The sequence below is a fragment of the Acinetobacter sp. FL genome, assembly GCF_040744925.1.
In the GTDB taxonomy this organism is placed as follows: Bacteria; Pseudomonadota; Gammaproteobacteria; order Pseudomonadales; family Moraxellaceae; genus Acinetobacter; species Acinetobacter radioresistens.
Map to the genome: position 1 here is coordinate 479177 of NZ_CP160437.1, position 25843 is coordinate 505019.

Sequence of the window (25843 nt, forward strand, 5' to 3'; positions counted from 1 at the left end):
GAGGTTAACGCTAAATTAAATAGGAAATAGGTGATAAAATCCGTGACTAAGAAAATGGAGTTACATGATTTATTATGAAGTTCTTGGTTACTGGTGGTGCAGGTTTTATTGGTTCGGCGGTGGTTCGTCATATTGTTCAAAATACTGAACATGAAGTATTAAATGTCGATAAGCTCACTTATGCGGGAAATCTAGAGTCTTTAAGCTCTGTTGCCGATCACCCACGTTATCAGTTTTCTCAGACCGATATTTGTGACCGTACAGCTTTAGATGAATTATTTAAAAGTTTTCAACCTGATGTAGTGATGCATCTTGCTGCTGAATCGCACGTAGATCGTTCAATTTCAGGACCTTATGCTTTTATTGAGACCAACATTATTGGTACATACCAAATGTTGGAAGCAAGCCGTACTTATTGGTTAACCCTTGATGGTTCAAAAAAGGAAACATTCCGCTTCCATCATATTTCAACCGATGAAGTCTATGGTGATTTAGAAGGTACAACCGACCTATTTACCGAAACAACATCGTATTCACCAAGTTCACCATATTCTGCAAGCAAAGCCAGCTCAGACCATTTAGTCCGTGCATGGAACCGTACTTATGGTTTACCGGTGTTGGTGACCAACTGTTCAAATAACTATGGGCCATTTCATTTCCCGGAAAAATTGATTCCGCTTATGATTTTAAATGCTTTGCAAGCCAAGCCACTCCCTGTATATGGCAATGGTCAGCAAATTCGTGACTGGTTATTTGTAGAAGACCATGCACGAGCACTCTTTACTGTTGCAACGCAAGGTGTGGTTGGGGAAACTTATAATATTGGCGGTCACAATGAAAAAGCCAATATCGAAGTTGTTCATGCGATTTGCACATTACTTGAAGAATTGGCACCGAATAAGCCGGAAGGTGTAGCACAGTACAAAGATTTAATTACCTATGTCAAAGATCGCCCAGGTCACGATGTGCGCTATGCAATTGATGCGACAAAAATTAAAAATGACTTAGGCTGGGTTCCGCAAGAATCGTTTGAGACGGGCCTGCGTAAAACCGTTGAATGGTATTTAAGTAATACTGAATGGGTTGCACACGTTCAAAGTGGCGAATATCAGTCTTGGTTAAACAAGCAATATCAAGGATAACTATGAAGATCTTATTGCTTGGAAAAAATGGACAAGTTGGGTGGGAGCTACAGCGAGCGCTTGCTCCTTTGGGCGAGGTAGTTGCATTAGACCGTCATGGTTTAAATGGTCTATCTGGCGATATGACTCAACCATCGGCAATTTTTGACACGATTGTGGCGCTAAAACCCGATGTAGTCGTTAATGCTTCTGCTTATACAGCTGTTGATTTGGCTGAAACTGAGCAGGATTCGGCTGATCTTGTGAATCATCAAACTGTAAAGGCTATAGCCGATGCATGTTTGCAAATTAAAGCTTTATTTGTGCATTACTCTACCGATTATGTTTTTGACGGGGCAGGTGAAACAGCTTTTGTTGAAACAGATGCAATTGCACCATTAAATGTCTATGGTAAAACCAAGGCATTAGGCGAACAGGCAATTGTTGAGAGTGGCTGTCAGCATCTAATTTTCAGAACATCATGGGTCTATGCAAGTAAAGGAAAAAACTTCTTGAAAACGATGTTGAACTTGGCTCAGCAACGTGAAGAGTTGTCGATTATTGATGATCAGATTGGTGCTCCAACTTCTGCTGAGCTAATTGCTGATATTACCGCACATGCTATTCCTCAAGTCGTAGCCGATGTGAGTAAAGCTGGTGTCTATCATTTGGTGGCGAGTGGTGAAACATCATGGTTTGGCTACGCAAGTTATGTATTTGAGCAAGCACGGTCATTAGGACAGGCGCTGATTGTACAAAAGGTTAATCCAATTCCAACAAAGGCTTACCCAACACCAGCAACCAGACCACACAATTCAAGATTGAACAACCAAAAAATACAGCATGTTTTTAAACTCTGTCTACCTAACTGGCAAGATGGTGTAAAGCGAACCATAGTGGAGCTATTAAATAAATGAGTCTCAAACGTAAAGGTATTATTTTAGCGGGTGGTTCAGGTACACGCTTACATCCAATTACCAAAGGTGTATCGAAACAGCTTTTGCCAATTTACGATAAACCAATGGTTTACTATCCATTGTCTGTATTGATGCTTGCCGGTATTCGTGAAGTCTTATTGATTTCGACACCAGAAGATTTACCCCAATATGAAAAACTGCTCGGTGATGGTTCTCAATTTGGTATTGAACTTACTTATAAAGTACAACCTTCTCCAGATGGTTTGGCACAGGCATTTTTAATTGGTGAAGAGTTTATTGGTCAAGATAATGTTTGTTTGATCTTGGGTGACAATATTTACTATGGTCAAAGTTTTGGCAAACAATTAGAAGCTGCGAGTAATCGAGAGCATGGTGCAACAGTATTTGGTTACCATGTGACAGACCCAGAGCGTTTTGGTGTTGTCGAGTTTGACCCAACTGGAAAAGTTCTCAGCATTGAAGAAAAACCATTAAAGCCAAAATCACCTTATGCCGTGACGGGTTTGTACTTCTATGACAATCGTGTTGTAGAGTTTGCTAAACAAGTGAAGCCATCTGCACGTGGCGAACTTGAAATTACTGACATCAATAATGCATATCTGAAAGATGGTTCATTGAATGTGGAGCTTTTAGGGCGAGGGTTTGCATGGTTGGATACGGGCACGCATGAATCGCTTTTAGAAGCAGGTCACTTTATCTATACTGTAGAAAAGCGTCAGTCATTAAAAGTCGCATGTTTAGAGGAAATTGGTTTCAATCAAGGTTGGATTAGCAAAGAGAAACTTTTAGAAAGTGCTGAAGCTTTGAAAAAAACAGAATATGGTCAATATTTGAAAAAAATCTGGGAAGAGTCAAATGCAGGTTGAAACGACTAAAATAGAAGGGCTTTTGATTCTACATCCAAATGTATTTGGTGATGATCGCGGCTGGTTTATGGAAAGCTTTAATCAGCAACGTTTTGCACAAGCACTTGAACAATTAAACTTGCCTGTTCCAACTTTTGTACAAGATAACCATTCATTGTCTCAAAAGAGTGTGTTACGTGGGTTGCATTATCAAAATGCACCTTATGCGCAAGGAAAACTGGTACGTGTTGTACAAGGTCGTGTTTGGGATGTTGCGGTAGATATTCGACCTGACTCAAAAACTTATGGTGAATGGGTTGGTGTTGAACTGAGTGCAGAAAATAAAACCATGTTTTGGATACCGGAAGGTTTTGCTCATGGCTTTATCGCACTTGAAGACAATACCCAGTTTTTGTACAAAACCACCAATTACTACAATAAAGAAAGTGAAGGCGCTATTATTTGGAATGATCCAACACTAGCGATTAACTGGCCTCTTGATGAGGTTGGTGAGGTGTTGGTGAGTGATAAAGATCAGATTGCAGATGCATTTAAAGCATAAAAAAAGAGGAGTTTATCTCCTCTTTTTTTATCGAGGCTGTTTCAATATTATTTTATATGGTGCGACTAAACAGGTTGATAAAATGAACTGAATAAGTAATTTGAGTATGTAAAAAGGGACAACATAAAAAGGTAGAGTCTGTAGTGCAGTGATACTCGTTGGAATAATTCGATCATAATAGCGACGACGAATTGCCAAAGAAGCATTTTTTCTCAATTCTTTAGATAAGCTCTGCTGGTTAATACAGTAAGCCTTTTTGGCTTCTGGATGTGTCTTGGAATAGTCTTTTAAGAATTGAGACATGCTTTGGCGGAGCAAAATCACTTGCCGTCTTACTTCAAAATGATCTTTTTTCTTTTTGGCTTGGGCAATAACACTGGTGTCATGGTAGCGGAAATAATTTAAACACTCATGCGTAAAGAAGATGTCACCTTGCGATACGATTTTTGCCCAAATTTCCCAATCACCAATAAAGCGTAGACTTGGATTAGCTCCACCTACATCGAAATAAGTCTGTTTTTTAAAAATGACACCACTGGCATTTGGAATGGTGTTTTGAGCATTTAAAAATCTTTCGATATATTCGAGACCATTCATTTCAAAATCATTTTCAAATAATTTTGAATCAACTTGATCAGTAAAATCTTTCCATGAACCCGTGACTTCACCTTGTGCATTCATTCGATGAGATTGGCTGTAGGCAAGAACAAGCTTAGGATTTTTTTCAAAATGAGGGACTAATTTTTCCAAAAATTGTAAGTCGGCAACATCATCAGACTCTGCAATCCAGATCAGATCGCCTTTTGCTAGATGCATGCCTTTGTTCCATTGGCAAAATGTTGAGCCTGAATTTTGTTCATTGATGATGCAATGTGAAACTTTCGGATGGCTTTTGTATTTCGCTAAAATTTCGGCACTATGATCGGGTGATAGATCATCTAAAAGAATCACTTCAAATTGCGAATAGCTTTGGTTAAGAATGCTCTCAATTCTGTCTTCTAAATATTGGTCATGGTTATAACTTGGAACAATAACACTAACAAACACGTGAGGGTGGCCTATACAAAATTAAAAAAGCTAAAACTTAAGCTTGAAGCAATAAGTCAACGACGGTCTCTATCCTATTTTTATAAGTATGACTCTGTTGAACTTTATACATGGCTGCTTCAGCGCTGATTATTGGATCTTTTAACTTCAATTGCAATTCTTGCGGATTCTCAAATGAAATAATTTCATTTTTGATATCAAAAGCATAGTTTAGATCTTCAACATACTCGCTTACCAAAATACAACCACAAGCCGGAGCTTCGAAACAACGCATATTCATACCTTGACGAATATTTTTCTTGTTAATGACATTCAAGATGTAACGATGCGTTCTGTAGAGTTCGGCAACTTCAGTCAAAGGAATATTGTGAGGGTGAACAATACTGTTTGATTTGCTGAGTTTATCCCATCCTTTCCCATAGACAGTGAGGGGAAGGGGAATCTGTTCAATGAGCTCTTGTCGATCAGGCGACCATGCGCCTACAAATAAAAGACGATCATCTTTTTGTTCATTGCTAGAAAAGAAGACATTTGGATTATAAGCAAGAGGCAGATAAATGGCATGATTTAGTCCCATTGCTCTCGCATCTTCGATAAAGCTAGAATCGGTAAAGCAATATAAATCAATGACGTCTTTAGATTTTAATAAGCGTTCATCAAAAAAGTCACCAATCCAATGTGCTTTTTTGCATGGAAAGTCTGCCAAAACTTGCAGTAAATGATCATTAAAATAAAAAAGATCGGCAATGAGAATCAAATCTGGCTGAAACGTTTGCAGTTTCTTTTTGAGTAAATTTGCCGTATATATATCTTTGTTTGGTAATAGCTTTTTCAGAAACCGATCGGTGGTATTGTTATGATTTAAGGCAAAGCCTTGGATTTCATAATCAGGGCTTTGATGGGCAGCAGCAAGAATATTTTCGTACCACTGCAAAATACCGCTGCGTTTACCAATGATGAGCAGTTTCTTTTGCATTACTTTTTATCCGCATTACCTTTGAGCACCATATAAATCAGTGCAACAAAGATAAGTAATGCACCGACTAAACTGCTTACACAGAAATAAAGAATACGTTGGTTCGTCGTGAGGTTAAATAATTCATTCGCAAGGATGTAGCGCATGAAAAACCATTGTGCGAGGGAGAATACAATCACGACTAAAGCATGTCGTCGTACATCTGGGCGCATAGCCATAAAGCTGACCTCTAAATTAAAAGCTCCTTATTATGCCACTGACCAGCTTATTCGCAAAGCATAGCTTAGGTAAGTCGAATATATATCTTATTTCTAATAAAAAACCCTGCAATTGCAGGGTTTTTTATTAAAGAGCAATTAAGCTTCTTTCTTTTGTTGTTCACGTAAGCGGATGCCCAAGTCACGAAGCTGGTTTGCTTCAACAGGAGCTGGTGCTTGAGTAAGTGGACATTCAGCAGTTTTCGTTTTAGGGAACGCAATAACATCACGAATTGAAGTCGCGCCAGTCATAAGCATGACCAGACGATCCAGACCAAATGCCAAACCACCGTGAGGAGGTGCGCCGTAACGAAGTGCATTGAGTAAGAAGCTGAATTTTTCTTCTGCTTCTTCATCAGAAATACCAAGCGCTTCAAAAATCGCTTTTTGCATTTCTAATGTGTAAATACGAAGTGAACCACCACCAACTTCAGTACCGTTCAATACCATGTCGTAAGCAACAGAAAGTGCTTCGCCTGGATTGCTCTTCACGTCTTCTACGCTAGATTTAGGTAATGTGAATGGATGGTGAACAGAAGTCCATTTGCCATCGTCAGTTTCTTCAAACATTGGGAAGTCAACAACCCAAAGTGGAGCCCACTCACAAGTCGCAAGGTTCAAGTCATGACCGATCTTGACACGAAGGGCACCCATTGCATCATTTACAATTTTAGCTTTGTCCGCACCAAAGAATACGATATCGCCATTTTCAGCACCAACACGTTCAAGCAATTGCATTACGATTGGTTCGATGAATTTAACGATAGGAGATTGAAGGCCTTCAATTCCTTTTTCGATTTCATTAACTTTAATGTACGCTAAGCCTTTTGCACCGTAGATACCGACAAATTTAGTGTATTCGTCAATCTGACTACGTGTTAATGAACCTGCGCCTGGTACACGAAGTGCGGCAATACGGCCTTTAGGGTCTTTAGCTGGACCTGCAAATACTTTGAACTCAACTTCTTGCATTAAGTCTGCAACATCAACGAGTTTTAACGGAATACGCAAGTCTGGTTTGTCAGATGCATAATCACGCATTGCTTCGCTGTATGGCATACGGCGGAATTTTTCAAATTTTACGCCAAGCAAGTCGTTAAATAATTTAACAGTCATGCCTTCCATCAAATCCATAATGTCATCGTCGTTTAAGAATGATGTTTCAATGTCGATTTGAGTAAATTCAGGCTGACGGTCAGCACGTAAGTCTTCATCACGGAAACATTTTGCGATTTGGTAGTAACGGTCAATACCACCAACCATCAACAATTGTTTGAATAATTGTGGTGATTGTGGAAGTGCATAGAAGCTACCATTTTGTACTCGGCTTGGTACTAAATAGTCACGCGCACCTTCAGGGGTTGCACGAGTTAAAATCGGAGTTTCAACGTCTAAGAAACCATGATCGTCTAAATAGTTACGAATCAAGTTGGTTACTTTAGAACGGAAGCGTAAACGCTCTAACATTTCTGGACGACGGATGTCCAAGAAACGATATTTTAAACGGTGTTCTTCAGACACATTAATTGTGTCGTCATTTAATGGGAATGGTGGAGTTTCAGATGCAGCAAGAACTTCGATTTCTTTGCCTAAAACTTCGATTTGACCACTCACCATATTTGGGTTTTCAGTACCTTCATAACGGCGACGAACACGACCTGTAATTTTTAATACATATTCAGAACGTGCTTTATCTGCAGTTGCAAATGCTTCTGGAGTATCTGGGTCAATAACCACTTGAACTAGACCGTCGCGGTCTCGCATATCAAGGAAGATCACACCACCGTGGTCACGGCGACGGTGTACCCAGCCACACAGAGTTACGGTTTGGTCAATTTGAGCTTCGGTTAAAGAACCGCAGTAATGAGTTCGCATCATAGCGTCTAAAATCCAACTATATGGGTTAGTGAAAGCGTATACGTAAACAGCGTACCGCCTTAAGGTAATGGGAGATTATGCCTCTTAGAAGATTCTGTCACAAGAACTAGATCAAAAAACCCTGATAAATTGTGCTTATAGTTTGCAAGAGAAATATCTTGGATCGGTTCTGGTCAGATTAGTAATATTTAAGAGAAAAAATATGACTAATCCATAAGATGTTTCCGATCTAAAATTAAAAACAGGATACATCCTAAGCTGAAAATAGCCAGTGAGGCCTGACTGAACTCGTTAATAGATTTACCGGTAAAAAAATAAAGCTCAGATGAGATTAACTCTGGCTTGAAATAGCTCAGGTAGTCATAAACAGACCATGCACCAGCTAGGAATGCCAAACCAAATAATATCCAAAAATAAGTTTTAATTTTAGAAGACACTTTCAAGTGCTGCCGATAAAGCAGGTAATAACGCCAGGAAAACCAAAACAGAACAGGTAATGCCAATATTGAAGTACCAATCTGTAGCACCATATGTAGAGGATAACTACTGCCTAATAAAACAATGTTTTGGCTTAAAAAATTATAGAAGGCAAAAGTTCTGTAGTCAGCATGAGTTAGCCCGTCCCAAAGGATATGCGTTGCTGTGCCCAGTAAAATGGCAATACTACAGCTTACTAAAAAAATAAGCGCTTGCAGAGGGCTATGAATATTTAGAGGTTTCTGGATACCTAAAAAACGGTATAACGCAGGCCGGTAAATCAGATACCAAACCAGCGTGAAAGCTAGGCCAATCCATAAATTAGGATGCAGTATTGAGGCCCACTGGTGAGTATAACCTGCAGCATCTGCAACAAATAAACGGATCAGGTCAGGCACCATGCAGCCAATGGCTAATGCAGCCAGAGGCAGGCGGTTACCACTAAGTTTTGCTAGTGGTGGCGCCAAAACTGCATGAGAGAGCGTAAAAGGCATGAAAACTGATAAAGACTAAAAATAATGAACCACAGTTTACTTAAAACTTTTTATTAGAATGTTTTTTATTGCAAAAATAGTGAAATGTTATAATATAACATTTTATTAAAAGTACACTTGAGTCAACAAGATGCAGTTTTCTAAGAACTTTCTAACTTTATCGATTATGGCGGTGGTTTCTCCGGTAATTTTTGCTGAAGAAAATAGCTCTGTTCAGCAGCTGGAAACAATACAGGTAACAGCTCATCCGCTGGTACAAAGCGCTGTAGATTACGTGGCGGCAGATAATATTATTGAAAAAGAGCAACTGATCCAGGGCGGTACAACAATTGGTGAAGCTTTAAGTGATCAGGTGGGGGTATATTCCAACCAGTTCGGACCCGGTGCTAGCCGCCCTGTAATTCGCGGGCAGGAGGGGGCACGAGTGAAGGTACTGCAAAATGCCTCAGAAACCATGGATGTTTCCACCTTGTCGCCTGATCATGCTGTTATGGTTGACCCTGCGCTTGCCAAGCAGGTAGAGATTGTGCGTGGGCCATCTACCTTGCTGTATGGTGCCGGTACAGTGGGAGGGCTGGTTAATGTTACAGATAGTAAAATTCCGACACGCATGCCTGATAATGGTTATGAAGGTCGTGCAGGGCTGCGTTACAACAGTGGTAATGATGAGAAGCTTGAAACAGCAGGTGTGACATTAGCTTTGGGAGAACAGGTGGCACTTCGGGTTGAAGGGCTAAAACGTGATGCCAACAATTATATTGCGCCAGACTATTATCATGAGCATAGCCACGGCGACCACAGCCATCTGGTAAAAGAACGCAGGGTTGATAATACCTTCGCACAATCCGATACAGCCAGCGTCGGACTTTCCTGGATTCATGATCGCGGGTTTACCGGCCTTTCCTATACGAACCGCCAGGACCAGTATGGTTTACCTGGACATAGTCATGAATATGAAAGCTGTGAAGCCTATTTATCCGGTAGGCCTCATCTACATTGTGGTGATGAACATCATCATGATGAAGAGGGACATGAACACGAGCACAGTCATGAAAAGGATCATGATCATGCCGGTCCTTGGGTTGATTTGAAGTCTGAACGCTATGATTTTAGAACCGAGCTGGATGATCCTTTTGCCGGATTTAAAAAATTACGTGCTCAAGCCAGCTATACCGACTATAAACATGATGAAATTGAAGAGGGTGAAGCAGCTACCACATTTAAAAGTACGGGTTATGATGCGCGTCTGGAACTGGTGCATCAGCCGGTCGCAGCATGGGAAGGCGTCATCGGTACGCAATTTGGTCGTCAGAAGCTGAATATTACTGGTGAAGAATCTTTATTTGCCGGGCCAACCACAACAGATAAGTGGAGCCTGTTTGCTTTAGAACACACCCAGTGGAATGATGTACATTTTGAGCTGGCAGCGCGTTTTGATCAGCAAAAGATTGAGATTTATTCACCACAAAAAAATTATGATGATCATGCCTTTTCTTATTCAGGCGCTGCTAACTGGGAATTCTTGCCTGATTATAAACTTTCACTGGTTGCCTCGCATCAGGAGCGTTTACCTCTGGCTCAGGAACTTTATGCCAAAGGCAAGCATTTGGCCACTAATACCTATGAAATCGGTAATGAAAATCTGGACACAGAAAAATCAAATAACATCGAACTGGGTTTTCATTATGAGGGCGACAAGCTGAATTATCATATTCATGCTTACCATAACTGGTTTGATGACTATATTTATGCTCAGACACTGGACCGCTTCGAAAACTTCCGCCTGGTTGAATATACACAAGATAAAGCACGTTTTTATGGTGCTGAAGGTGAAGTGTCCTATCAGCTGTCGCCACGCTATAAAGCCAGTCTGTTTGGTGATTATGTTCGTGGCAAGATTGAAACAGAAGGTAATGCACCACGAATTCCGGGCGGACGTCTAGGTAGCAAGATTGATGCGGACTTTGGTGATGGTTTCTCTGGTATGGCTGAGTATTACCATGTCTTTACCCAAGACAAAATTGCGGCGTATGAAATTGAAACAGAAGGCTATAACATGGTCAATCTGGGCTTGGCCTATTCGGCACGAGCGACGGATAAAACCGATTACCGCATCTATGTGAAAGCCAATAATCTACTGGATGAAACGGTTTATAACCATGCTTCTTTCCTTTCAAATATTCCACAGGTTGGCCGTAACTTTACTGTCGGGCTGGATTTTAACTTTTAGATAAAAAGCTTGAGCTATTTAAATAAAAATGGCTCACGAAAAAGCTCTTGAAAAATCAGCTGATAAAACCTAGCCTGAACCGATTGGGTTAGGTTTTATCATATGCGTATCTTTCATCGAATTCATCATAAACTGAACTGGTCAGGCCGCCGTTATATCGCTACGATTATAGCCTTGATGGCTATAGGGTACTTTGCTTCAGCCATTTATCATACTTATAAACCTTTACCAGAAGGACTGGACTTCGAAGGCCGGTTGCGCCATGCCAATATTAAGTTTCTTGCCGATGAAACCTATATTGATATTCAGGGACGGCAGCAGGCGGACCAGCAGATATTCAATGAAATGCTGAAACTGATTCAGGAAGCCCGCACGACCATTGTGCTGGATATGTTTTTATATAATCCCGAAATTGGTGCCGCCAAGACTACGCACCGTCCTCTCACCCAAGAACTCACCAATGCGCTGATCAGTAAGCGCCGACAAATTCCGGGTATTGATATTACCGTGATTACTGACCCGATAAATTCAGTCTATGGGGGAATTGCGCCTGAACATTACCGACAATTGCGTAAAAGTGGTATTGAGGTTATAGAAACTGACTTAACACCATTGCGGGCTTCTAATCCATTATGGTCAGGTTTCTGGTATATCTGTTGTCAGGGATTAGGGAATAATCCAGAGAAAGGCTGGCTTCCCAACCCGTTCGGGCAGGAAAAGGTAACTTTACGCAGCTATTTGCATCTCATTAATTTTAAAGCCAATCATCGTAAAACACTGGTGGTTGACACTGAAGCTGGCTGGAAAGCACTGGTTACTTCAGCCAATCCGCATGATGGCAGTTCACGTCACTCCAACATTGGACTGGTCGTAACAGGCAATACTGCTATGGATGTGCTGAAAACTGAGCAGGCTGTAGCCGGAATGTCTCAAGGAGAAGCGCCAGTTGTAGTAGTCGGTGAGTTTGAAGAGGATTCAAATTATCCTCAGGTTCAAGTTCTTACAGAAGAAGCAATTTACCGGAAAGCTCTGGATTTAATCAATTCTGCCAAGGCTAATGAACAGATTGATCTGGCCATGTTCTACCTTTCGGAACGGCATATTATTAAGGCATTAATTGCTGCCCATGAGCGGAGGGTAAAATTGCGGATACTACTTGATCCGAATAAAGATGCTTTTGGCCGCCAGAAAAATGGTATACCTAACCGTCAAGTAGCAATGGAGCTGCATCAGGTGGGGATTCCTTTACGCTGGTGTAATACCCAAGGCGAGCAATGTCATAGCAAAATACTGTTGAAACGTGGTGAGAATCAAAGTGAAATAATTGCCGGCTCTGCTAACTTTACTGCAAGAAATTTGAAAAATTATAATCTGGAAACAGATTTAAGAGTAGTTGGTCAGCCGCAAGCACAGGTTTTTGTTGATGCTCAACGCTATTTTGATACAGCTTGGTCTAACCTGAATGGACGGTCTATGAGCGTGCCTTATTCTCAATATGCTGATCACTCAAAATTAAAATACTGGACATATCGTTTTATGGAGTGGAGTGGTATATCCACTTTTTAGAATATTCTAAGAAGGGCAGGAGGTTTATATAATCTCGTGCCCGATAAAATAATCAGTGAGTGGGGGGGATCAACTGATCAAGTTCGGCAGGTGTCAAATTCTCCAGTTCACTCAGGTCAGTTTTAATATGCCACTGACTTTCATCATCCACTGGATTCGGCAAGCGGGCTTCTAGCCAGTCACAAACCACATCAGGCGGAAAATCTACATGATTACATTGAATTACCCAAGCGAGAAAGTCCTTGGCTGCTCCATTCATGTAAGGTGGAGGTGAAACGGGTAAAAACTGTGTGGGCAGGCGTTCATTGGTCGATAGATAATTCAAAACATGGCCCAGTTCCTGTACGGTTTGCCAAGCTAGCGGGTGTTCAATATCGATGTAAAATTTGAACCACCAGGCATGTTCACCATCATTTCCATGTGCTGCAATTCGCTGTTCCTGTACACATGGAACCCTACTGAAAAATTGATAGAGCCGTTCAAAGCTTAAGTCAGACACAGACCTGTTTCCCATAGCAAAACAAAAACGCATCTTAGCATATTTTTACTTTTACCCGATTTCAGCTAGTTCTTTCAGTTTGGAGCATAAGATTTTTAAAAAATGTTTATTTTTTATTCATGTTTTAGGGCTAAGATAGAAATATATGGATCTGGAGTACTGCCATGCATAACTTATTGCGTCTAGCTGTCCTTGGCAGCCTGTGTCTGGGAATGGCATTATCTGTTTTTGCTGACAGCAGCAACCGCTGGGGAAATTATCGCGGTGTAGAGCGCCCTGTCAAGCCATTGCCTCCGCCACAGTACCGTCCGCCTCATCAAAGACCTCCACAATGGGGCACAGGTCCACATCGGCCTTATCCTCAATATTCTTATCCACAGCAGAGAGGGCCTTATATTGAGTACCGTTATGAGCTACCGAGACACTATGAATACAGTAATCAGCGACAGGTGATCTTGAATAGTCAATTTCCAACTCAGTATCAGGGAAGCCAATATACTATTGATGAGGGAAGTGAGCCGAAATTACCTGCTCCACCAAGAGGTTACCGCTGGGTGCTATCCTCTGGTTACTATCAGCTGGTTCCAGTTCAATAACTGTGTATAAATTCAGAGACCAGTAGTTTTTATGAGTATTAAATAGAGATAAGTAATTCAAGTGCTTATTTTGATAACTTTAATAAAAGATAAATCTATTTATAATGAAATAGCTTAAATTAACAAAAAGAAGCAAGCTCTTCATCGGCACAAAAGAAATTCGGTTTAAAATTTGATTATCTCTAAATTACAATAAATGTTGAGTTCAATTATGCAAAGTAATAACCCTGTATTAACCCGGGTTGAAACCTATAGTGATTTCAACCGGCCTATGACCATCCGTGGCGCAATTCAAAAATCAGTGATGCTGACTGTTGTATCTGCTGTAGTCGGTATTGCGCTGTTCTTTTACTGCGCTATGACTGCCAATGCCAACCTAGCCTATTCAGCAGCCTTGGTCGGTATGTTCGGGGGGCTGATTCTGGCATTGGTGACAACGTTTAAGCCTAATACTGCTCCCACACTGGCCGTTCCTTATGCTTTATTTGAAGGTGCTTTCTTGGGTGGTATTTCTTTTGTATTTCAACTGAAATACCCAGGCGCACCACTTCAGGCCTTACTGGCTACCTTTGTGACTACACTGGTCATGTTTGCCCTGTACCGTATGCAGATTATCCGTGCGACTGAAAAATTTAAAGCAGTGGTGATGTCTGCAACCTTGGCGCTGTGTATTGTCTTCGTCATTCAGCTCATCATGCAGTTTGCCTTTGGCTCGGCCATTCCTTACCTGTTTGAGAGTAACTGGCTAGGTATTGGTTTCGCCGTATTTGTTGCAGTCATTGCTTCATTAAACCTGATTCTGGATTTTGACCTGATTGAGACAGCCGCAGCCCAAGGTGCACCAAAATCCATGGAATGGCTGTGTGGTATTGCCTTGCTGGCTACTCTAGTCTGGATGTATATATCATTCCTGCGTTTGATCGGTCTGTTATCGAATGACTGATCTTCTCTATAAAATTTGCAAAAATTGCCTCATGTATTGAGGCAATTTTTTATAAAAAGAAAAAATATAAAAAAAGGTGCTTTATGCAATTTCACAATTATTCAAGACTTGGCATTATGCAGACAAATTATTTAAAGTGAGAATCCCATGGCACAAGGATTATTGGCAGGTAAACGCTTTTTAATTGCGGGTATTGCGAGTAAGTTATCGATTGCATTTGGTATTGCACAGGCACTGCATCGTGAAGGGGCTGAGCTGGCTTTTACCTATCCGAATGAAAAATTAAAAAAACGTGTGGATGATTTTGCTGAACAGTTCGGTTCTCAACTGGTATTTCCTTGTGATGTGGCGAATGATGCTGAAATCGAAACAGCCTTTACCGAGCTGGCAAAGCACTGGGATGGTCTGGATGGTTTAGTGCATTCAATTGGCTTTGCTCCGGCACATACACTCGATGGCGATTTTACCGAGGTTACAGACCGTGAAGGTTTCGGTATTGCACATGACATTAGTGCTTACAGCCTGATTGCCATGGCACGTGCTGCCAAGCCTTTACTGCAGGCACGTCAGGGCTGTGTACTCACGCTAACCTACCAAGGTTCAGAGCGCGTGATGCCTAACTATAATGTCATGGGTATGGCTAAAGCCTCATTAGAGGCTGGTATTCGTTACTTGGCATCAAGCATGGGTCCTAAAGGTATTCGTGTCAATGCCATTTCTGCCGGTCCAATCCGTACACTGGCAGCTTCCGGAATTAAATCTTTCCGTAAAATGCTAGATGCTAATGAACGTGTTGCGCCATTACGCCGTAATGTCACTATTGAAGAAGTCGGAAATGCGGCTTTATTCCTGTGTTCTCCATGGGCATCTGGTATCACTGGCGAAATCCTGTATGTTGATTCTGGTTTTAATACAGTTGGCATGAGCCAGGCTTTACTAGAAACTGAATAAAAAATATTCACTTAAAAACGGCCATTACAGGCCGTTTTTATTTTTATAGTCCTATTTTCATTAAATCTAAAAAGGGCTAGTCTTAAGTTCTTAAGGGCGTTTATAAAAGTAAGTTTTTCTAGAATCGAACGGGCTGATGAAATAAAAATTTATGGCTAAGTTTAAATACTGAATAATATATAAATACTTGAGAAATTAAAAACTGATTATTAACGAAATTCAAAACAACAGGTATTAAGCAGTAAAAAAGCCCAACAATGAGCTTTTTTAAAGTTTTTCTCTGTTTAAGGAAGCTGTTGAATGGGACTGCCGCCTAAAGCCTGCATTAAGGTAACATAAGCATTATATTGGTTCTGTTTAGCCTGAACCAAGGCAATACGAGCATTACGAGTAGTTTCTTGAGCATCCAGATAGTTGCTTAAAGCCACAGCACCATTGCGATAACGTACCTCATATAAACGTTCAGTCCGTTCCGCCAAAGCCAGATTCTGTTCCTGATAGCGAACCTGTTTATCCAGTTCAGTCCGGGCTGAGAGTGCATTTTCTACATCAGCGAAAGCTTGATAAAGAGTCTGTCGATAGTTCAAGATACTTTTTTCATAATCCAGTTCACTGATAGCTAAATCACGCTTCATATCATTCCACTGCAAAAAAGGCAGGCTTAAATTCGCTCCCAGCGTTAGCGCAGGATTTTGTAAAAGCTGGGTCAGGGAAGTACTGGTTGAACCCAGATTTCCAGTCAGGCTGATTGAAGGATAATAGCTGGCTCGAGTTGCATCTTTGGTTGCCAATGCCTGACGTAAACGTAACTCGGCAGCGCGTAAATCTGGGCGACGCGCTAAAATTTCTGCAGGTAGACCCGCGCCAAGAACAGGCAGGCGGATGACAGGCAAGCGCTGCGGTTCCTGAATATTTAACTGCTGTACCGGAATCTGTAGAAGTATAGCGAGTGCAGTGCGTGTCTCCACCAGCTGTTGTTGTAACTGGCTCAAACTGGCCCGCTGACTTTGTACAGCCTGTTCTGCCTGGGCTACTTCCAGTCCAGATACAGCACCTGCACGGTATTGTACCCGGACCAGATCTAAAAGCTTTTGTGAGCTTTGCAGGTTCTGGTTCTGTACAACCAGGCGCTCATTCAGATAGCCTAACTGCCAGTAAAGATTTGCTGTGTTACCAATCAGACTTTGGGCAGTAGCCTGTAAATCCTCAGCCGTTGCTGCGGCTTCCCAGCGTGCAGCTTCAGTCTGCCGGTCTAAGCGACCAAACAGATCCACTTCATAACTCACTCCACTGCTGAGTGATACCCCCTGCGACTGGTCATCGCCTGAATTCAGATCAATCCGATGTCCTGTCGAGACACCCGCATTTACCCGGGGTAACTCGGCATTACGTGCCAGCTCGGCACGTAAACGCGCCTGACGTAGAGTTAGTCCCGCGACAGCTAAATCTGTGTTGCTGGCTAAAACCTGATTTACCAGAGTGTTTAACTGCTGGTCTCCAAACAGTGTCCACCATTGATCTGCATAAACATTGGCATGAATTTGCTTGCCATTTACCGGGCTGTTCTGAAAGCTGCCCGGAATTTGTATATTTGGCTGCTCATATGGTGTTTTTACCATTGCCGCACAGCCGACCAGAGAACTTGTCAGAAAAAGTGCGGCAGCAAGTTTAGTCAACTGCAAAGACATGAAATTCTCCTTATTCTCTTGAAAGGGCGGCAACAGGATCAAGCTGTGCAGCATTACGTGCCGGTAAAAATCCAAATACAATACCAATCATGCTGGAGCAGACAAAGGCTGCAATCATGGAGGTGGTGGAGTAAGCCATCTGGAAAGACCCATTAGAAAGCTTGGTAACCAGCTGGCCTAAACCGAGGGAAAGCAAAACGCCCAGAATCCCGCCCAAAATACAGACCAGTATGGCTTCAATCAGGAACTGTTGCAGAATATCACTCTGGCGTGCTCCTACCGCCATCCGTACCCCGATTTCCTGGGTACGTTCGGTGACTGAAACCAGCATAATATTCATAACTCCTATACCGCCCACTACCAGAGAGATTACTGCAATTGCAGACACCAGCAGGGTCATGGTTTTGGTTGTATTCTCAATAGTTTCGCGGATGCTATCCGAGTTCTGACTATAAACGTCCTGAGCACCATGACGCTGTTCCAGTAAAGTTAGAATGGCATTTTCAGCGGCCGAACTGGAATATTGATCTTTTACCCGTACAATAATACTGCGCACATTGGACTGACCCAGCATCCGGCTCATTACAGTAGAGTAGGGCAGATATACATTCAAACTGTCGGAACCAAACATACCGGCATTGGCTTCAACTACACCAATCACTCGACTGGGTACGCTTCCGAGCAGAATGACCTGTCCAATCGGATCGGAACCATCTGCAAACAGGGTCTTTTGAGTATTACTATCAATGACCACATCCTGCGAGCGTTCATTAATAGCAAATTTATCGAATGCCTGCCCTGCAGTGAAATTTAAACCGCGCACATCAAAGAACTGATCACTGACTCCATTTACAGTAATCGAAGCCTCAGTATCCTTAAAACGGCCGGTGACACTGTTATTGACTGTCGGAGAAACACCCTGGATATAAGGCTGATCTGCCAATGCGTCGGCATCAGCCGGAATCAGGGTTTTTACCTGAGAAGAGCGTGAATTATCGCCAAATCCACGACCCTGATAGATGGTAATAGTATTGGTACCCAGACTGCTGATATTTTCTAAAATCTGTTTTTGTGAACCATTACCGAGTGCTACCACTGAAACTACCGAAGCAATCCCGATAATAATACCCAGCATAGTCAGAAAGGTCCGCATCCGGTGCGCATTCATGGCCAGTAAGGCCATACGAAATGCTTCACCTAAACGGTCCAAGGCCGAGCGCCAAGATGAAATTTTTGCTTGTGGTTCTTTTACTAAGGTTTGTACTGGCTCTAGCGCTGCTTCATTTTCCTGATATTCCGGTATGTTTGGCCGGTCATCAATAATCTGTCCATCACTGATTTCGATAATTCGTGTGGCATTTTTGGCAACATTAATATCGTGTGTTACCAGAATAATCGTATGGCCTTTGGCATTCAGTTCACGCAAAATGCGCATTACTTCTACACCACTATGCTTATCTAGCGCGCCAGTTGGTTCGTCAGCCAAGATGACATCACCGCCATTCATGAGCGCACGGGCAATTGAAACACGCTGTTGCTGTCCGCCAGATAACTGGCTTGGACGGTTTTGGGTCTTATCTCCTAAGCCTAAATCTGTCAGTAATTTCTGTGCGCGTTCATGCCGTTCAGTGCTGTCTGCACCTGCATAAATTGCTGGAACTTCTACATTCCCTGCTGCACTCAAATCACCCAGCAGATGGTAGCGCTGAAAAATAAAGCCAAAATACTCACGGCGCAACTGAGCCAGCTCATCTGGTTCCAGTTTACGGGTTTCTTTACCATTGACCTTGTAACTACCCTGTGTGGGCTTGTCCAGACATCCCAGAATATTCATCAAGGTCGACTTGCCGGAACCGGACTGACCAATAATAGCCACCAGTTCACCTGGATAAATTTTTAGATCAATGCCTTTAAGAATCTGGACAGTGCCTTCACCCGCCGGAAATTCACGAGTGAGCTGGCTGACCTCCAGTAAAGGTTGCTGCTGATTCTGACTCATGCTTACATTCTCATTGGGCCGCCACGATTACTGCGTTTGGCATTTTCATTCGAGTTATCGGAACCATCTGCAATGATGACCTGATCACCCTGTTTGAGCCCTGCAATAATTTCTGCAGTGACTCGGTTATTCAGACCCACCAGTACCTGTTGTGGACGGCTACTACCATCAGCTTGTAATATCCTGACACTCGAGAGTTTGGCCTTACCTTGTGCCACCAGTTGACGCTGCTCGGCAGTCAGGTTAAGACGTTGCGGGCGGTTCGGGTTTGCAGATTTACTATCAGTATTTCTATCTGGGCGTTTATCACCGCCTGCTGCGCTACTGCCTTCACCACGTGTACGTTGTGGACGGTTGGCAGTTGTAAGGGCAGAAGCCGGTACAGTTAACACGTTATTGGCTTCTGCCAGAATAATGTAGACCTGTGCAGTCATATCAATACGCAGCTTGCCATCTTCATTGGGCACATCAAATAGTGCGTTATAGTACACCGCAGTACTGGATGAGCTTGAAGTATTATTGGTAGTTTCTGAATTGATTGAGGTTGGCGCAGGCTCAACCTGACGCAGGCTGGCATAGTGTTTAGTTTCACTATCACCTAGTGTCGTAAAATAGACTTTTTGGCCAGGCTCTACTTTCATTACATCAGCTTCAGAAATTTCAGCCTTGATAGTCATATTGTCGAGTTTTGCCAGCTTAACAATGGTAGGTGCACTCTGGTTTGCGTTTACGGTCTGACCTTCTTCAGTCACGATCGCAACGACAGTACCATCCATTGGTGCTACAATACGGGTATAGCCTAAATCTTCACGCGCGGTAGCCAAGGTTAAACGCGACTGTTCAATCTGGGCATTAATTGCTGCAATTTCTGCCTGAGCAGTACGATAACTGGCGAGAGCAGATTCATATTCAGCACGTGAGGTAGCATCCTGTGCGTACATGTTCCGCTGGCGCTGGTACTCAGCTTCAACTTTAGCCAGATTGGCCTGTCTGACCGCCAGCTGCGCCTGCTGGTTTTTGATATTCGCCTCAGCAGTCTTAACTTCATTTTCTTGACGAATCGAATCAATCTGTGCAATCAGCTGGCCTTGCTTTACCTGATCTCCCAGTTTCACATTCATTTTTTTGACCTGACCAGAAACCTGGGCCCCGACATTAACCATTTGGGTCGCTTCCAGGATACCTGTTGCCAGTACCGAATCTTCAATATTGCCGCGTGTGACCTCAGCGGTAATATATTGCGGCTGTTCAGGTTCCGGCTTCAGAAAATACCAGGCAAGGGCTGCAATTACGGCAATACTGACTGCGATGATAATCGCTTTGGTTGGCTTTATTTTTCGCATGATGATTCAGGTTAAGGGAAAAAATTTGTTTAAGTATAAGAATAAAATGAGGATAAATATTGAATTTTTTTAAATATCTGATAATGAGTTACATTTACTCAACTGTTTTAATCAGGCTGAGTATTCAAATAGGCTAACACCGCATAGTTCGGCAATTGCCTGCTGACAGAGATGCTCGGCATTTTCTTCACTCATGCCCTTAATTGCAGCATCAATGTGCAACAGCAAACCCGGCCAGGTTAAAAACTGTCTCGGATTAAGACGGCGCAAAGCCTGCTGGTAACTGGAGATTTTAGTCTTCCAAATGCCCAGTTGCAGTGCATTCTGTGGTTGCTCAAATAACTGCATCAATAGCCGCATTTCACGGCTAATAGTCCAGAGTATTAGACTCATGGGTTCACCTGAGGCCAGCAGATATTGGAAAATACGGATTGACTGTGCCAGATTGCCAGCTAACAAAGCATCGCTCAGATCATAGGTGCTATAACGTGACTGGTCCTGTAAACAGGCATATAAATGTTCAGTGAGAATTAACCGCTGTTCGGGAAACGTATCACTAACACGCATCAGGCTGTTTTTTGCAGCAAGCAGATTATGTTCATGGTGCTGCATGAGCCACTGCCAAGCTTCCTGATCCAGCTGGATACCTAGCTTTTCTGCCTCAATGCTTAAAATCTGCTGGCGTTCCTTAGGATAATTCGCCACTAGCGGCACCACTACACCATTTGCCTCAACTACTTGAAAAAAGGCAGATTTGAGACTGCTACTGTCCTGCTTTGGCATCACCACTAACAGTAGGTTAGACTCATTATGCTGGATATAGTTTTTCAGCTGCTTGAGGGCGCCAGCATCTGGTTTGATATTGCCGTGTACTTCAACGGCAAGATGCTGTGAAAATAATGACAGGCTATTAAGCGCGTTAAAGACATGCTTCCAGTCAGAAACACTGGAAATATCATAACGCTGCCGTTCAGTTTCCTGTACCTGCCATGACTGGCGAAATGCATCAAGCAGGTTCTGTTCCAGTAATGGTTCCTGCCCGTGCAGGATCCACGTACCGCGAGCATCCGCGACACGTTTTAAAGCCTGGAGGTAATCAATTTTCATAAACTGTATTTACAGGCTGTCAGGATACATTCTGTATACGCGGCAAGCGGTTAGAGCTGATCTGGCGACTGATTTGCTGGGCAATATCATCAATTAGCAGCCGCTGTAAATAGCCTTCTTCCTGGTTATCTGTATTTACAGTTTCCACATCATACTGGTAGCTGCGTGATGCAGTAAGGGTACGTGGTTCGGTGACCGGATTACCCTGATGATCTTCAATCTGGATGGTGACAGTCAGACGCAGTAAAACCTCCGTGAGCTTACCATTAAGCAGTTGACGTCTTGGTGTATATTCTACTACCCGAAGTACATAAGCATTTGGTGAATTGGTCAGCTGAATGCCTGCGGCAGTCAGATAAATACTTAACTGACTCTGTAGCTCTTCAGCATTTGCAGGCAAGACAAGACTTAATTTTTGATAGGCCAGAGGCATTGCTGTAGGTTCTGTTCCTTTGAGATGAAACCCACAGCCAACCAGGCCTGCACTTAAGCCTAAAGTTAAAACAATTGCTGCTAAACGTTGGGCCAGGTGCATGCCATTTCCCCTTTGCTATATATTTAATTAAACGACCAAGTTAACCAGTTTGTTTGGCACAACAATTTCTTTTTTGGTTGGTCCTGTCAGGAACTGCTGGATATCTGGCAGGGCTTTGGCCTGAGCCAACAGTTCCTCTTTAGAAATATCGACAGCAACTTCAAGTTTGCCACGAAGTTTACCGTTTACTTGTACCACAATAGTCTGCGTATTACGAGCCAATGCAGACTCATCCACAACAGGGAACAGTGCAGCGGTTAAATCACTTCCAAACTTGGCCAGTAATGTCTGACTTAAGTGTGGCGCGAAAGGAGCAAGCAATGTAAGCAGTGCCATGATAGATTCACGTGCAACTGCCACATCATTATCATCTTTTGCCTCAAACCTGTTATTGGCATTCAACAGTTCCATCATTGCCGCAATGGCTGTGTTAAATGCATGACGACGTTCAATATCATCACTAACTTTCTGGATGGTTTCATGTGTTTTACGACGCAAGTCTTGCGCGGCAGCAGACAATGCAGTTTTGTCGATGTTTGATGCATTGTTACCTTTTTCAAGGAAGCCAGTGGCTAAACGCCATACCCGTTTCAGGAAGCGGTTTGCACCTTCAACACCTGCATCCGACCATTCAAGTGACTGATCTGGTGGGGCAGCAAACATCATGAATACACGAGCTGTATCTGCGCCGTACTGGTCAATAATCGCTTGCGGGTCGATACCGTTATTTTTTGACTTGGACATTTTTTCTTGTCCGCCGATAATCACTTCTTGACCATCCCCTGTATATTTTGCAGAAATGATACGGCCTTTCTCATCACGTTCGAGTTCGATATCAGCAGGATTAAACCAAGTTTTCTTACCATTTTCTGCTTCACGATAGAAAGTATCTGCAAGTACCATGCCTTGAGTTAACAAGTTGGTAAATGGCTCATTACCTTGTACAACACCTTCATCACGCATTAACTTGTGGAAGAAACGTGCATAAAGTAAGTGAAGAATCGCGTGTTCAACACCACCAATGTATTGATTGACTGGAAGCCAGTTTTGAGCAGCTTCAGGTTTAACCATACCGCCAGTAAAATCTGGAGATGCATAGCGTGCGTAGTACCAAGATGATTCTACGAATGTGTCCAATGTATCTGTTTCACGGCGTGCATCGCCACCACAGCAAGGACATTTGGTCTCGAAAAACTCAGGCATTTTATTAAGCGGGTTACCTGAGCCATCTGGAACAACATCAGTTGGTAATACAACCGGAAGTTGGTCTTCTGGAACTGTGACTTGACCACAAGTATCACAGTTAATCATTGGAATTGGACAACCCCAGTAACGTTGACGAGAAACACCCCAGTCACGTAAACGGAATTGAACTTTAGAATTTGCTAAGCCTTGTGGCTCTAATTTCGCAAGGAATGCATCAAATGCAGCCTGGAATTCTAAACCATCAAACTCGCCAGAGTTAACAAGTTTACCTTCTTTAGAACCGTACCATTCTTGCCATTCAGTTGCAGAATACTCTGCATCATCAGTGCCCTTGGCATCAATCACTTGCTTAATTGGCAAGTTGAACTTGTTAGCAAATTCAAAGTCACGTTCGTCATGTGCTGGTACAGCCATCACTGCGCCAGAACCGTAAGACATTAATACGTAGTTCGCAATCCAGACAGGAAGCTCTTCGCCAGTTACAGGGTGTTTTGCAAACAAACCTGTTGTCATACCTTTCTTCTCGGCTGTAGCCAAGTCAGCTTCTGCAACTGAACCCATGCGGCATTCTTCAATAAATGCAGCCAATTCAGGGTTATTTTCAGCAGCTTTAAGCGCAAGAGGGTGTTCTGCTGCAACCGCCACGTATGTCACGCCCATAAGCGTGTCAGCACGTGTTGTATAAACAGTTAGGCCGTCAGCATAAATTTCGGTATTGGCAGATGGGAAAGTAATTTCCATACCTGTAGAACGACCGATCCAGTTACGTTGCATGGTCAACACTTGTTGAGGCCAGCCGTCTTTGAGCGTGTCCAGATCGTCTAGTAATTCTTGTGCATAATCCGTAATTCGGAAGTAGTACATTGGAATATCGCGTTTTTCAACCAATGCACCAGAACGCCAGCCGCGGCCATTTTCTACCTGTTCATTGGCCAAAACTGTTTGGTCAACCGGATCCCAGTTTACTGTTGAAAGCTTACGGTAGATCAAACCTTTTTTATAAAGCTGAACGAACAACCATTGTTCCCAGTGATAGTACTCTGGTGTACACGTTGCAAATTCACGATCCCAGTCTACAGACAGGCCGAGTTTTTTTAATTGGTCTCGCATATAAGCGATATTTTCAAATGTCCATTTTGCTGGAGCAACTTTATGTGCAATTGCCGCGTTCTCAGCAGGTAGGCCAAACGCATCCCAACCCATAGGCTGAAGCACGGTTTCACCCTTCAGACGATAAAATCGGCTAATGACATCGCCAATCGTATAATTACGCACATGACCCATATGGAGTTTGCCACTTGGGTAAGGGAACATCGAAAGGATGTAACGGTGCTTACCTTCAACCGTATCGGCAACTTTAAATACTTTACGATTATCCCAGTCTTGTTGGACTTGAGGTTCAATCGCGCTCGCTTGATATTCAGGGTCAATGTGAGTAGTCATAAACGTCTAATGAACAGCAATAAAAATTTTGTGGAAAGCATAGCGCAAAATATACCTAAATGTGAATTTTGCAGATGCTTTCTTTATGAAAAGTTGTACTTTAATCAAAGATTGGCTTAACGAGGCTGCTGATTCACATTTTCTGAAGGAGTTGCCAGTGTTTGAGGGGCAGCAGCAGGAAGGACTGGAATAGCCTGCGTTTGTCCATTTTGCTGAGAATTACTGGATGGTACAGAATTAACTTGTGGCGTCTGCATATTCTGCGGCAATGCGACAGCTTGGCTATCTTGAGTATTAGGCTGGTTTGTATTGAGTGGGGCTGAATTATGCCAGCCATAAGTTTCCACTTTGCCTTTTTTCTTGGCTGTTTTGGGCGGTGGAGTGGTCGTATAGTGAGTTGTCCCTTTACGGTCTACCCATTTATAATATTGCTGTGCTAATAACGGTTGGCTAAGGCCTGCACCCATACTGATAATAATTAGATGTATCAAACTTTTACGCTTTAATGAACTCAATACCATGGCTTTCATCCTTATAAAAATCAGAGAAGGGTTTAGCGTTTCCAAGCAATAGATACTATTAAAATACACCTGTTTAAATAGGTAGTAATTATCAGTGACTAATCTGCCTCATTATATTTAATTTAGAAAGAAGAATATGGGTAATTTTTTATACAGAGAATTATACATATAACTTTTTATATTCAATTTTTTTAAGAGAGCTTAAACTTTTTTTTATAATTAAAATACTGATTCTATTTGTTAAAAAATATATTTATAATTTTTTTAAGAAAATAGTAGAAAAATTGTTCGAACTATTTATTGAGCAAAAAAAGCCAATCTTTCATCTTGACTTTACAGTCTGAAACAAGAAAAATGCTTGCTCAGGTTTTATATGCATCTGTTCGATCACCCTTCGAATAAATGACATGATACGCAATGGGCATTTCCTCTAGCCGAGGAGATGTACAAAACCGTAAAATATGTTTATCCCAGCATGTTTTAGATCACTGTGCCGCTCAAACAGCAGCCCGATCAGAATTTTTTCCTATTGCGGCAAAAACTATGAAATATGTGTGCTATAACAGTGCAGACAGTTAATGAATTAAGCACTTATCTATGCCTTCCATATGATAATGCAAA

Annotated in this window: 22 protein-coding genes; 9 read left to right on the top strand and 13 right to left on the bottom strand. The window is 42.4% G+C overall.

Annotated features, from left to right (window positions below; genetic code table 11):
- The first annotated feature begins 74 nt into the window (after window positions 1–74).
- From rfbB to rfbC, 4 genes are read left to right on the top strand one after another with little or no spacing between them, the layout of a single operon-like run.
- Window positions 75–1142, top strand: coding sequence for a dTDP-glucose 4,6-dehydratase (gene rfbB / locus ABZP31_RS02220; RefSeq protein ID WP_000670932.1), 1068 nt, complete (start codon window positions 75–77; stop codon window positions 1140–1142).
- A gap of 2 nt (window positions 1143–1144) precedes the next feature.
- Window positions 1145–2038 (top strand): dTDP-4-dehydrorhamnose reductase, encoded by an 894-nt coding sequence (gene rfbD, locus ABZP31_RS02225; RefSeq protein ID WP_000698332.1) that lies wholly within the window; start codon window positions 1145–1147, stop codon window positions 2036–2038.
- Entirely contained in the window at window positions 2035–2925 is an 891-nt protein-coding gene (gene rfbA / locus ABZP31_RS02230) for a glucose-1-phosphate thymidylyltransferase RfbA (protein WP_000054001.1), read from the top strand. Before rfbD ends, rfbA begins: the two co-directional genes overlap by 4 nt.
- Entirely contained in the window at window positions 2915–3466 is a 552-nt protein-coding gene (gene rfbC / locus ABZP31_RS02235) for a dTDP-4-dehydrorhamnose 3,5-epimerase (RefSeq protein ID WP_001195721.1), read from the top strand. Before rfbA ends, rfbC begins: the two co-directional genes overlap by 11 nt.
- Window positions 3467–3493: 27 nt before the next feature.
- On the opposite strand, the gene ABZP31_RS02240 is transcribed toward rfbC, so the two are convergent.
- The 5 genes from ABZP31_RS02240 to ABZP31_RS02260 all read right to left on the bottom strand — a co-directional run bounded on the left by ABZP31_RS02240 (window position 3494) and on the right by ABZP31_RS02260 (window position 8595).
- On the bottom strand, window positions 3494–4513 hold the full coding sequence (locus ABZP31_RS02240) for a glycosyltransferase (RefSeq protein WP_000498151.1): 1020 nt from the start codon (window positions 4511–4513) through the stop codon (window positions 3494–3496).
- A 37-nt stretch (window positions 4514–4550) separates the two neighbouring features.
- On the bottom strand, window positions 4551–5489 hold the full coding sequence (locus tag ABZP31_RS02245; protein WP_001170031.1) for a glycosyltransferase: 939 nt from the start codon (window positions 5487–5489) through the stop codon (window positions 4551–4553).
- A complete protein-coding gene (locus ABZP31_RS02250; RefSeq protein ID WP_001251491.1) occupies window positions 5489–5707 on the bottom strand; it encodes a hypothetical protein in 219 nt (72 codons plus the stop codon). The genes ABZP31_RS02245 and ABZP31_RS02250 overlap by 1 nt, the downstream gene beginning before the upstream one ends.
- Before the next feature lie 138 nt (window positions 5708–5845).
- Window positions 5846–7624, bottom strand: a complete 1779-nt coding sequence (aspS, locus tag ABZP31_RS02255) for an aspartate--tRNA ligase (protein WP_000986451.1) — start codon at window positions 7622–7624, stop codon at window positions 5846–5848.
- 206 nt (window positions 7625–7830) lie between these two features.
- Entirely contained in the window at window positions 7831–8595 is a 765-nt protein-coding gene (locus ABZP31_RS02260; RefSeq protein ID WP_138000489.1) for a DUF4184 family protein, read from the bottom strand.
- Between the two features lie 130 nt (window positions 8596–8725).
- Here ABZP31_RS02260 and znuD point away from each other — a divergent pair, with 130 nt between their 5' ends.
- On the top strand, window positions 8726–10825 hold the full coding sequence (znuD, locus tag ABZP31_RS02265) for a zinc piracy TonB-dependent receptor ZnuD (RefSeq protein WP_034670224.1): 2100 nt from the start codon (window positions 8726–8728) through the stop codon (window positions 10823–10825).
- 102 nt (window positions 10826–10927) lie between these two features.
- The gene (locus tag ABZP31_RS02270) at window positions 10928–12391 is read left to right on the top strand and encodes a phospholipase D family protein (protein ID WP_106438695.1); all 1464 of its coding nucleotides are present in this window, start codon (window positions 10928–10930) and stop codon (window positions 12389–12391) included.
- Window positions 12392–12443: 52 nt separating this feature from the next.
- Here the strand turns inward: ABZP31_RS02270 and ABZP31_RS02275 are convergent, their stop codons facing one another.
- A complete protein-coding gene (locus ABZP31_RS02275) occupies window positions 12444–12890 on the bottom strand; it encodes a hypothetical protein (protein WP_005016416.1) in 447 nt (148 codons plus the stop codon).
- 164 nt (window positions 12891–13054) lie between these two features.
- Between ABZP31_RS02275 and ABZP31_RS02280 the strand changes: the two genes are divergently transcribed.
- The 3 genes from ABZP31_RS02280 to ABZP31_RS02290 all read left to right on the top strand — a co-directional run bounded on the left by ABZP31_RS02280 (window position 13055) and on the right by ABZP31_RS02290 (window position 15380).
- Entirely contained in the window at window positions 13055–13486 is a 432-nt protein-coding gene (locus ABZP31_RS02280; protein ID WP_005023417.1) for an RcnB family protein, read from the top strand.
- Between the two features lie 211 nt (window positions 13487–13697).
- Window positions 13698–14429, top strand: coding sequence for a Bax inhibitor-1/YccA family protein (locus ABZP31_RS02285; RefSeq protein ID WP_005023419.1), 732 nt, complete (start codon window positions 13698–13700; stop codon window positions 14427–14429).
- 147 nt (window positions 14430–14576) lie between these two features.
- Window positions 14577–15380 carry an enoyl-ACP reductase gene (locus ABZP31_RS02290; RefSeq protein ID WP_005023422.1) on the top strand — a complete coding sequence of 268 codons (804 nt, stop codon included), beginning with the start codon at window positions 14577–14579 and terminating at the stop codon, window positions 15378–15380.
- Window positions 15381–15664: 284 nt separating this feature from the next.
- Here the strand turns inward: ABZP31_RS02290 and ABZP31_RS02295 are convergent, their stop codons facing one another.
- From ABZP31_RS02295 to ABZP31_RS02325, 7 genes are all read right to left on the bottom strand, one after another.
- A complete protein-coding gene (locus ABZP31_RS02295; protein ID WP_005023424.1) occupies window positions 15665–17068 on the bottom strand; it encodes an efflux transporter outer membrane subunit in 1404 nt (467 codons plus the stop codon).
- A 10-nt stretch (window positions 17069–17078) separates the two neighbouring features.
- Window positions 17079–19067 carry a MacB family efflux pump subunit gene (locus ABZP31_RS02300; protein ID WP_367156883.1) on the bottom strand — a complete coding sequence of 663 codons (1989 nt, stop codon included), beginning with the start codon at window positions 19065–19067 and terminating at the stop codon, window positions 17079–17081.
- A 2-nt stretch (window positions 19068–19069) separates the two neighbouring features.
- Window positions 19070–20410: a MacA family efflux pump subunit gene (locus ABZP31_RS02305; RefSeq protein ID WP_248132257.1), complete on the bottom strand. Its 1341-nt coding sequence runs from the start codon at window positions 20408–20410 to the stop codon at window positions 19070–19072.
- A gap of 111 nt (window positions 20411–20521) precedes the next feature.
- Entirely contained in the window at window positions 20522–21517 is a 996-nt protein-coding gene (holA, locus tag ABZP31_RS02310) for a DNA polymerase III subunit delta (protein ID WP_005016405.1), read from the bottom strand.
- 19 nt (window positions 21518–21536) lie between these two features.
- On the bottom strand, window positions 21537–22052 hold the full coding sequence (gene lptE, locus ABZP31_RS02315) for an LPS assembly lipoprotein LptE (protein WP_034670211.1): 516 nt from the start codon (window positions 22050–22052) through the stop codon (window positions 21537–21539).
- 27 nt (window positions 22053–22079) lie between these two features.
- Complete coding sequence (gene leuS / locus ABZP31_RS02320) at window positions 22080–24701, bottom strand: leucine--tRNA ligase (RefSeq protein ID WP_005023438.1); 2622 nt, start codon at window positions 24699–24701, stop codon at window positions 22080–22082.
- A 116-nt stretch (window positions 24702–24817) separates the two neighbouring features.
- On the bottom strand, window positions 24818–25222 hold the full coding sequence (locus ABZP31_RS02325; RefSeq protein ID WP_005023440.1) for a DUF4124 domain-containing protein: 405 nt from the start codon (window positions 25220–25222) through the stop codon (window positions 24818–24820).
- Window positions 25223–25843 lie beyond the last annotated feature (621 nt).

What these genes read in the sequence shown, in the direction of transcription:
- ABZP31_RS02285 (WP_005023419.1), top strand. Translation starts at nt 13,698, where the DNA reads ATGCAAAGTAATAACCCTGTATTAACCCGGGTTGAAACCTATAGTGAT.
- ABZP31_RS02280 (WP_005023417.1), top strand. Translation starts at nt 13,055, where the DNA reads ATGCATAACTTATTGCGTCTAGCTGTCCTTGGCAGCCTGTGTCTGGGA.
- rfbC (WP_001195721.1), top strand. Translation starts at nt 2,915, where the DNA reads ATGCAGGTTGAAACGACTAAAATAGAAGGGCTTTTGATTCTACATCCA.
- ABZP31_RS02325 (WP_005023440.1), bottom strand. Translation starts at nt 25,222, where the DNA reads ATGGTATTGAGTTCATTAAAGCGTAAAAGTTTGATACATCTAATTATT.
- ABZP31_RS02250 (WP_001251491.1), bottom strand. Translation starts at nt 5,707, where the DNA reads ATGGCTATGCGCCCAGATGTACGACGACATGCTTTAGTCGTGATTGTA.
- rfbB (WP_000670932.1), top strand. Translation starts at nt 75, where the DNA reads ATGAAGTTCTTGGTTACTGGTGGTGCAGGTTTTATTGGTTCGGCGGTG.
- ABZP31_RS02260 (WP_138000489.1), bottom strand. Translation starts at nt 8,595, where the DNA reads ATGCCTTTTACGCTCTCTCATGCAGTTTTGGCGCCACCACTAGCAAAA.
- aspS (WP_000986451.1), bottom strand. Translation starts at nt 7,624, where the DNA reads ATGATGCGAACTCATTACTGCGGTTCTTTAACCGAAGCTCAAATTGAC.
- ABZP31_RS02245 (WP_001170031.1), bottom strand. Translation starts at nt 5,489, where the DNA reads ATGCAAAAGAAACTGCTCATCATTGGTAAACGCAGCGGTATTTTGCAG.
- ABZP31_RS02300 (WP_367156883.1), bottom strand. Translation starts at nt 19,067, where the DNA reads ATGAGTCAGAATCAGCAGCAACCTTTACTGGAGGTCAGCCAGCTCACT.
- ABZP31_RS02270 (WP_106438695.1), top strand. Translation starts at nt 10,928, where the DNA reads ATGCGTATCTTTCATCGAATTCATCATAAACTGAACTGGTCAGGCCGC.
- znuD (WP_034670224.1), top strand. Translation starts at nt 8,726, where the DNA reads ATGCAGTTTTCTAAGAACTTTCTAACTTTATCGATTATGGCGGTGGTT.
- rfbD (WP_000698332.1), top strand. Translation starts at nt 1,145, where the DNA reads ATGAAGATCTTATTGCTTGGAAAAAATGGACAAGTTGGGTGGGAGCTA.
- ABZP31_RS02290 (WP_005023422.1), top strand. Translation starts at nt 14,577, where the DNA reads ATGGCACAAGGATTATTGGCAGGTAAACGCTTTTTAATTGCGGGTATT.
- holA (WP_005016405.1), bottom strand. Translation starts at nt 21,517, where the DNA reads ATGAAAATTGATTACCTCCAGGCTTTAAAACGTGTCGCGGATGCTCGC.
- lptE (WP_034670211.1), bottom strand. Translation starts at nt 22,052, where the DNA reads ATGCACCTGGCCCAACGTTTAGCAGCAATTGTTTTAACTTTAGGCTTA.
- leuS (WP_005023438.1), bottom strand. Translation starts at nt 24,701, where the DNA reads ATGACTACTCACATTGACCCTGAATATCAAGCGAGCGCGATTGAACCT.
- ABZP31_RS02295 (WP_005023424.1), bottom strand. Translation starts at nt 17,068, where the DNA reads ATGTCTTTGCAGTTGACTAAACTTGCTGCCGCACTTTTTCTGACAAGT.
- rfbA (WP_000054001.1), top strand. Translation starts at nt 2,035, where the DNA reads ATGAGTCTCAAACGTAAAGGTATTATTTTAGCGGGTGGTTCAGGTACA.
- ABZP31_RS02305 (WP_248132257.1), bottom strand. Translation starts at nt 20,410, where the DNA reads ATGCGAAAAATAAAGCCAACCAAAGCGATTATCATCGCAGTCAGTATT.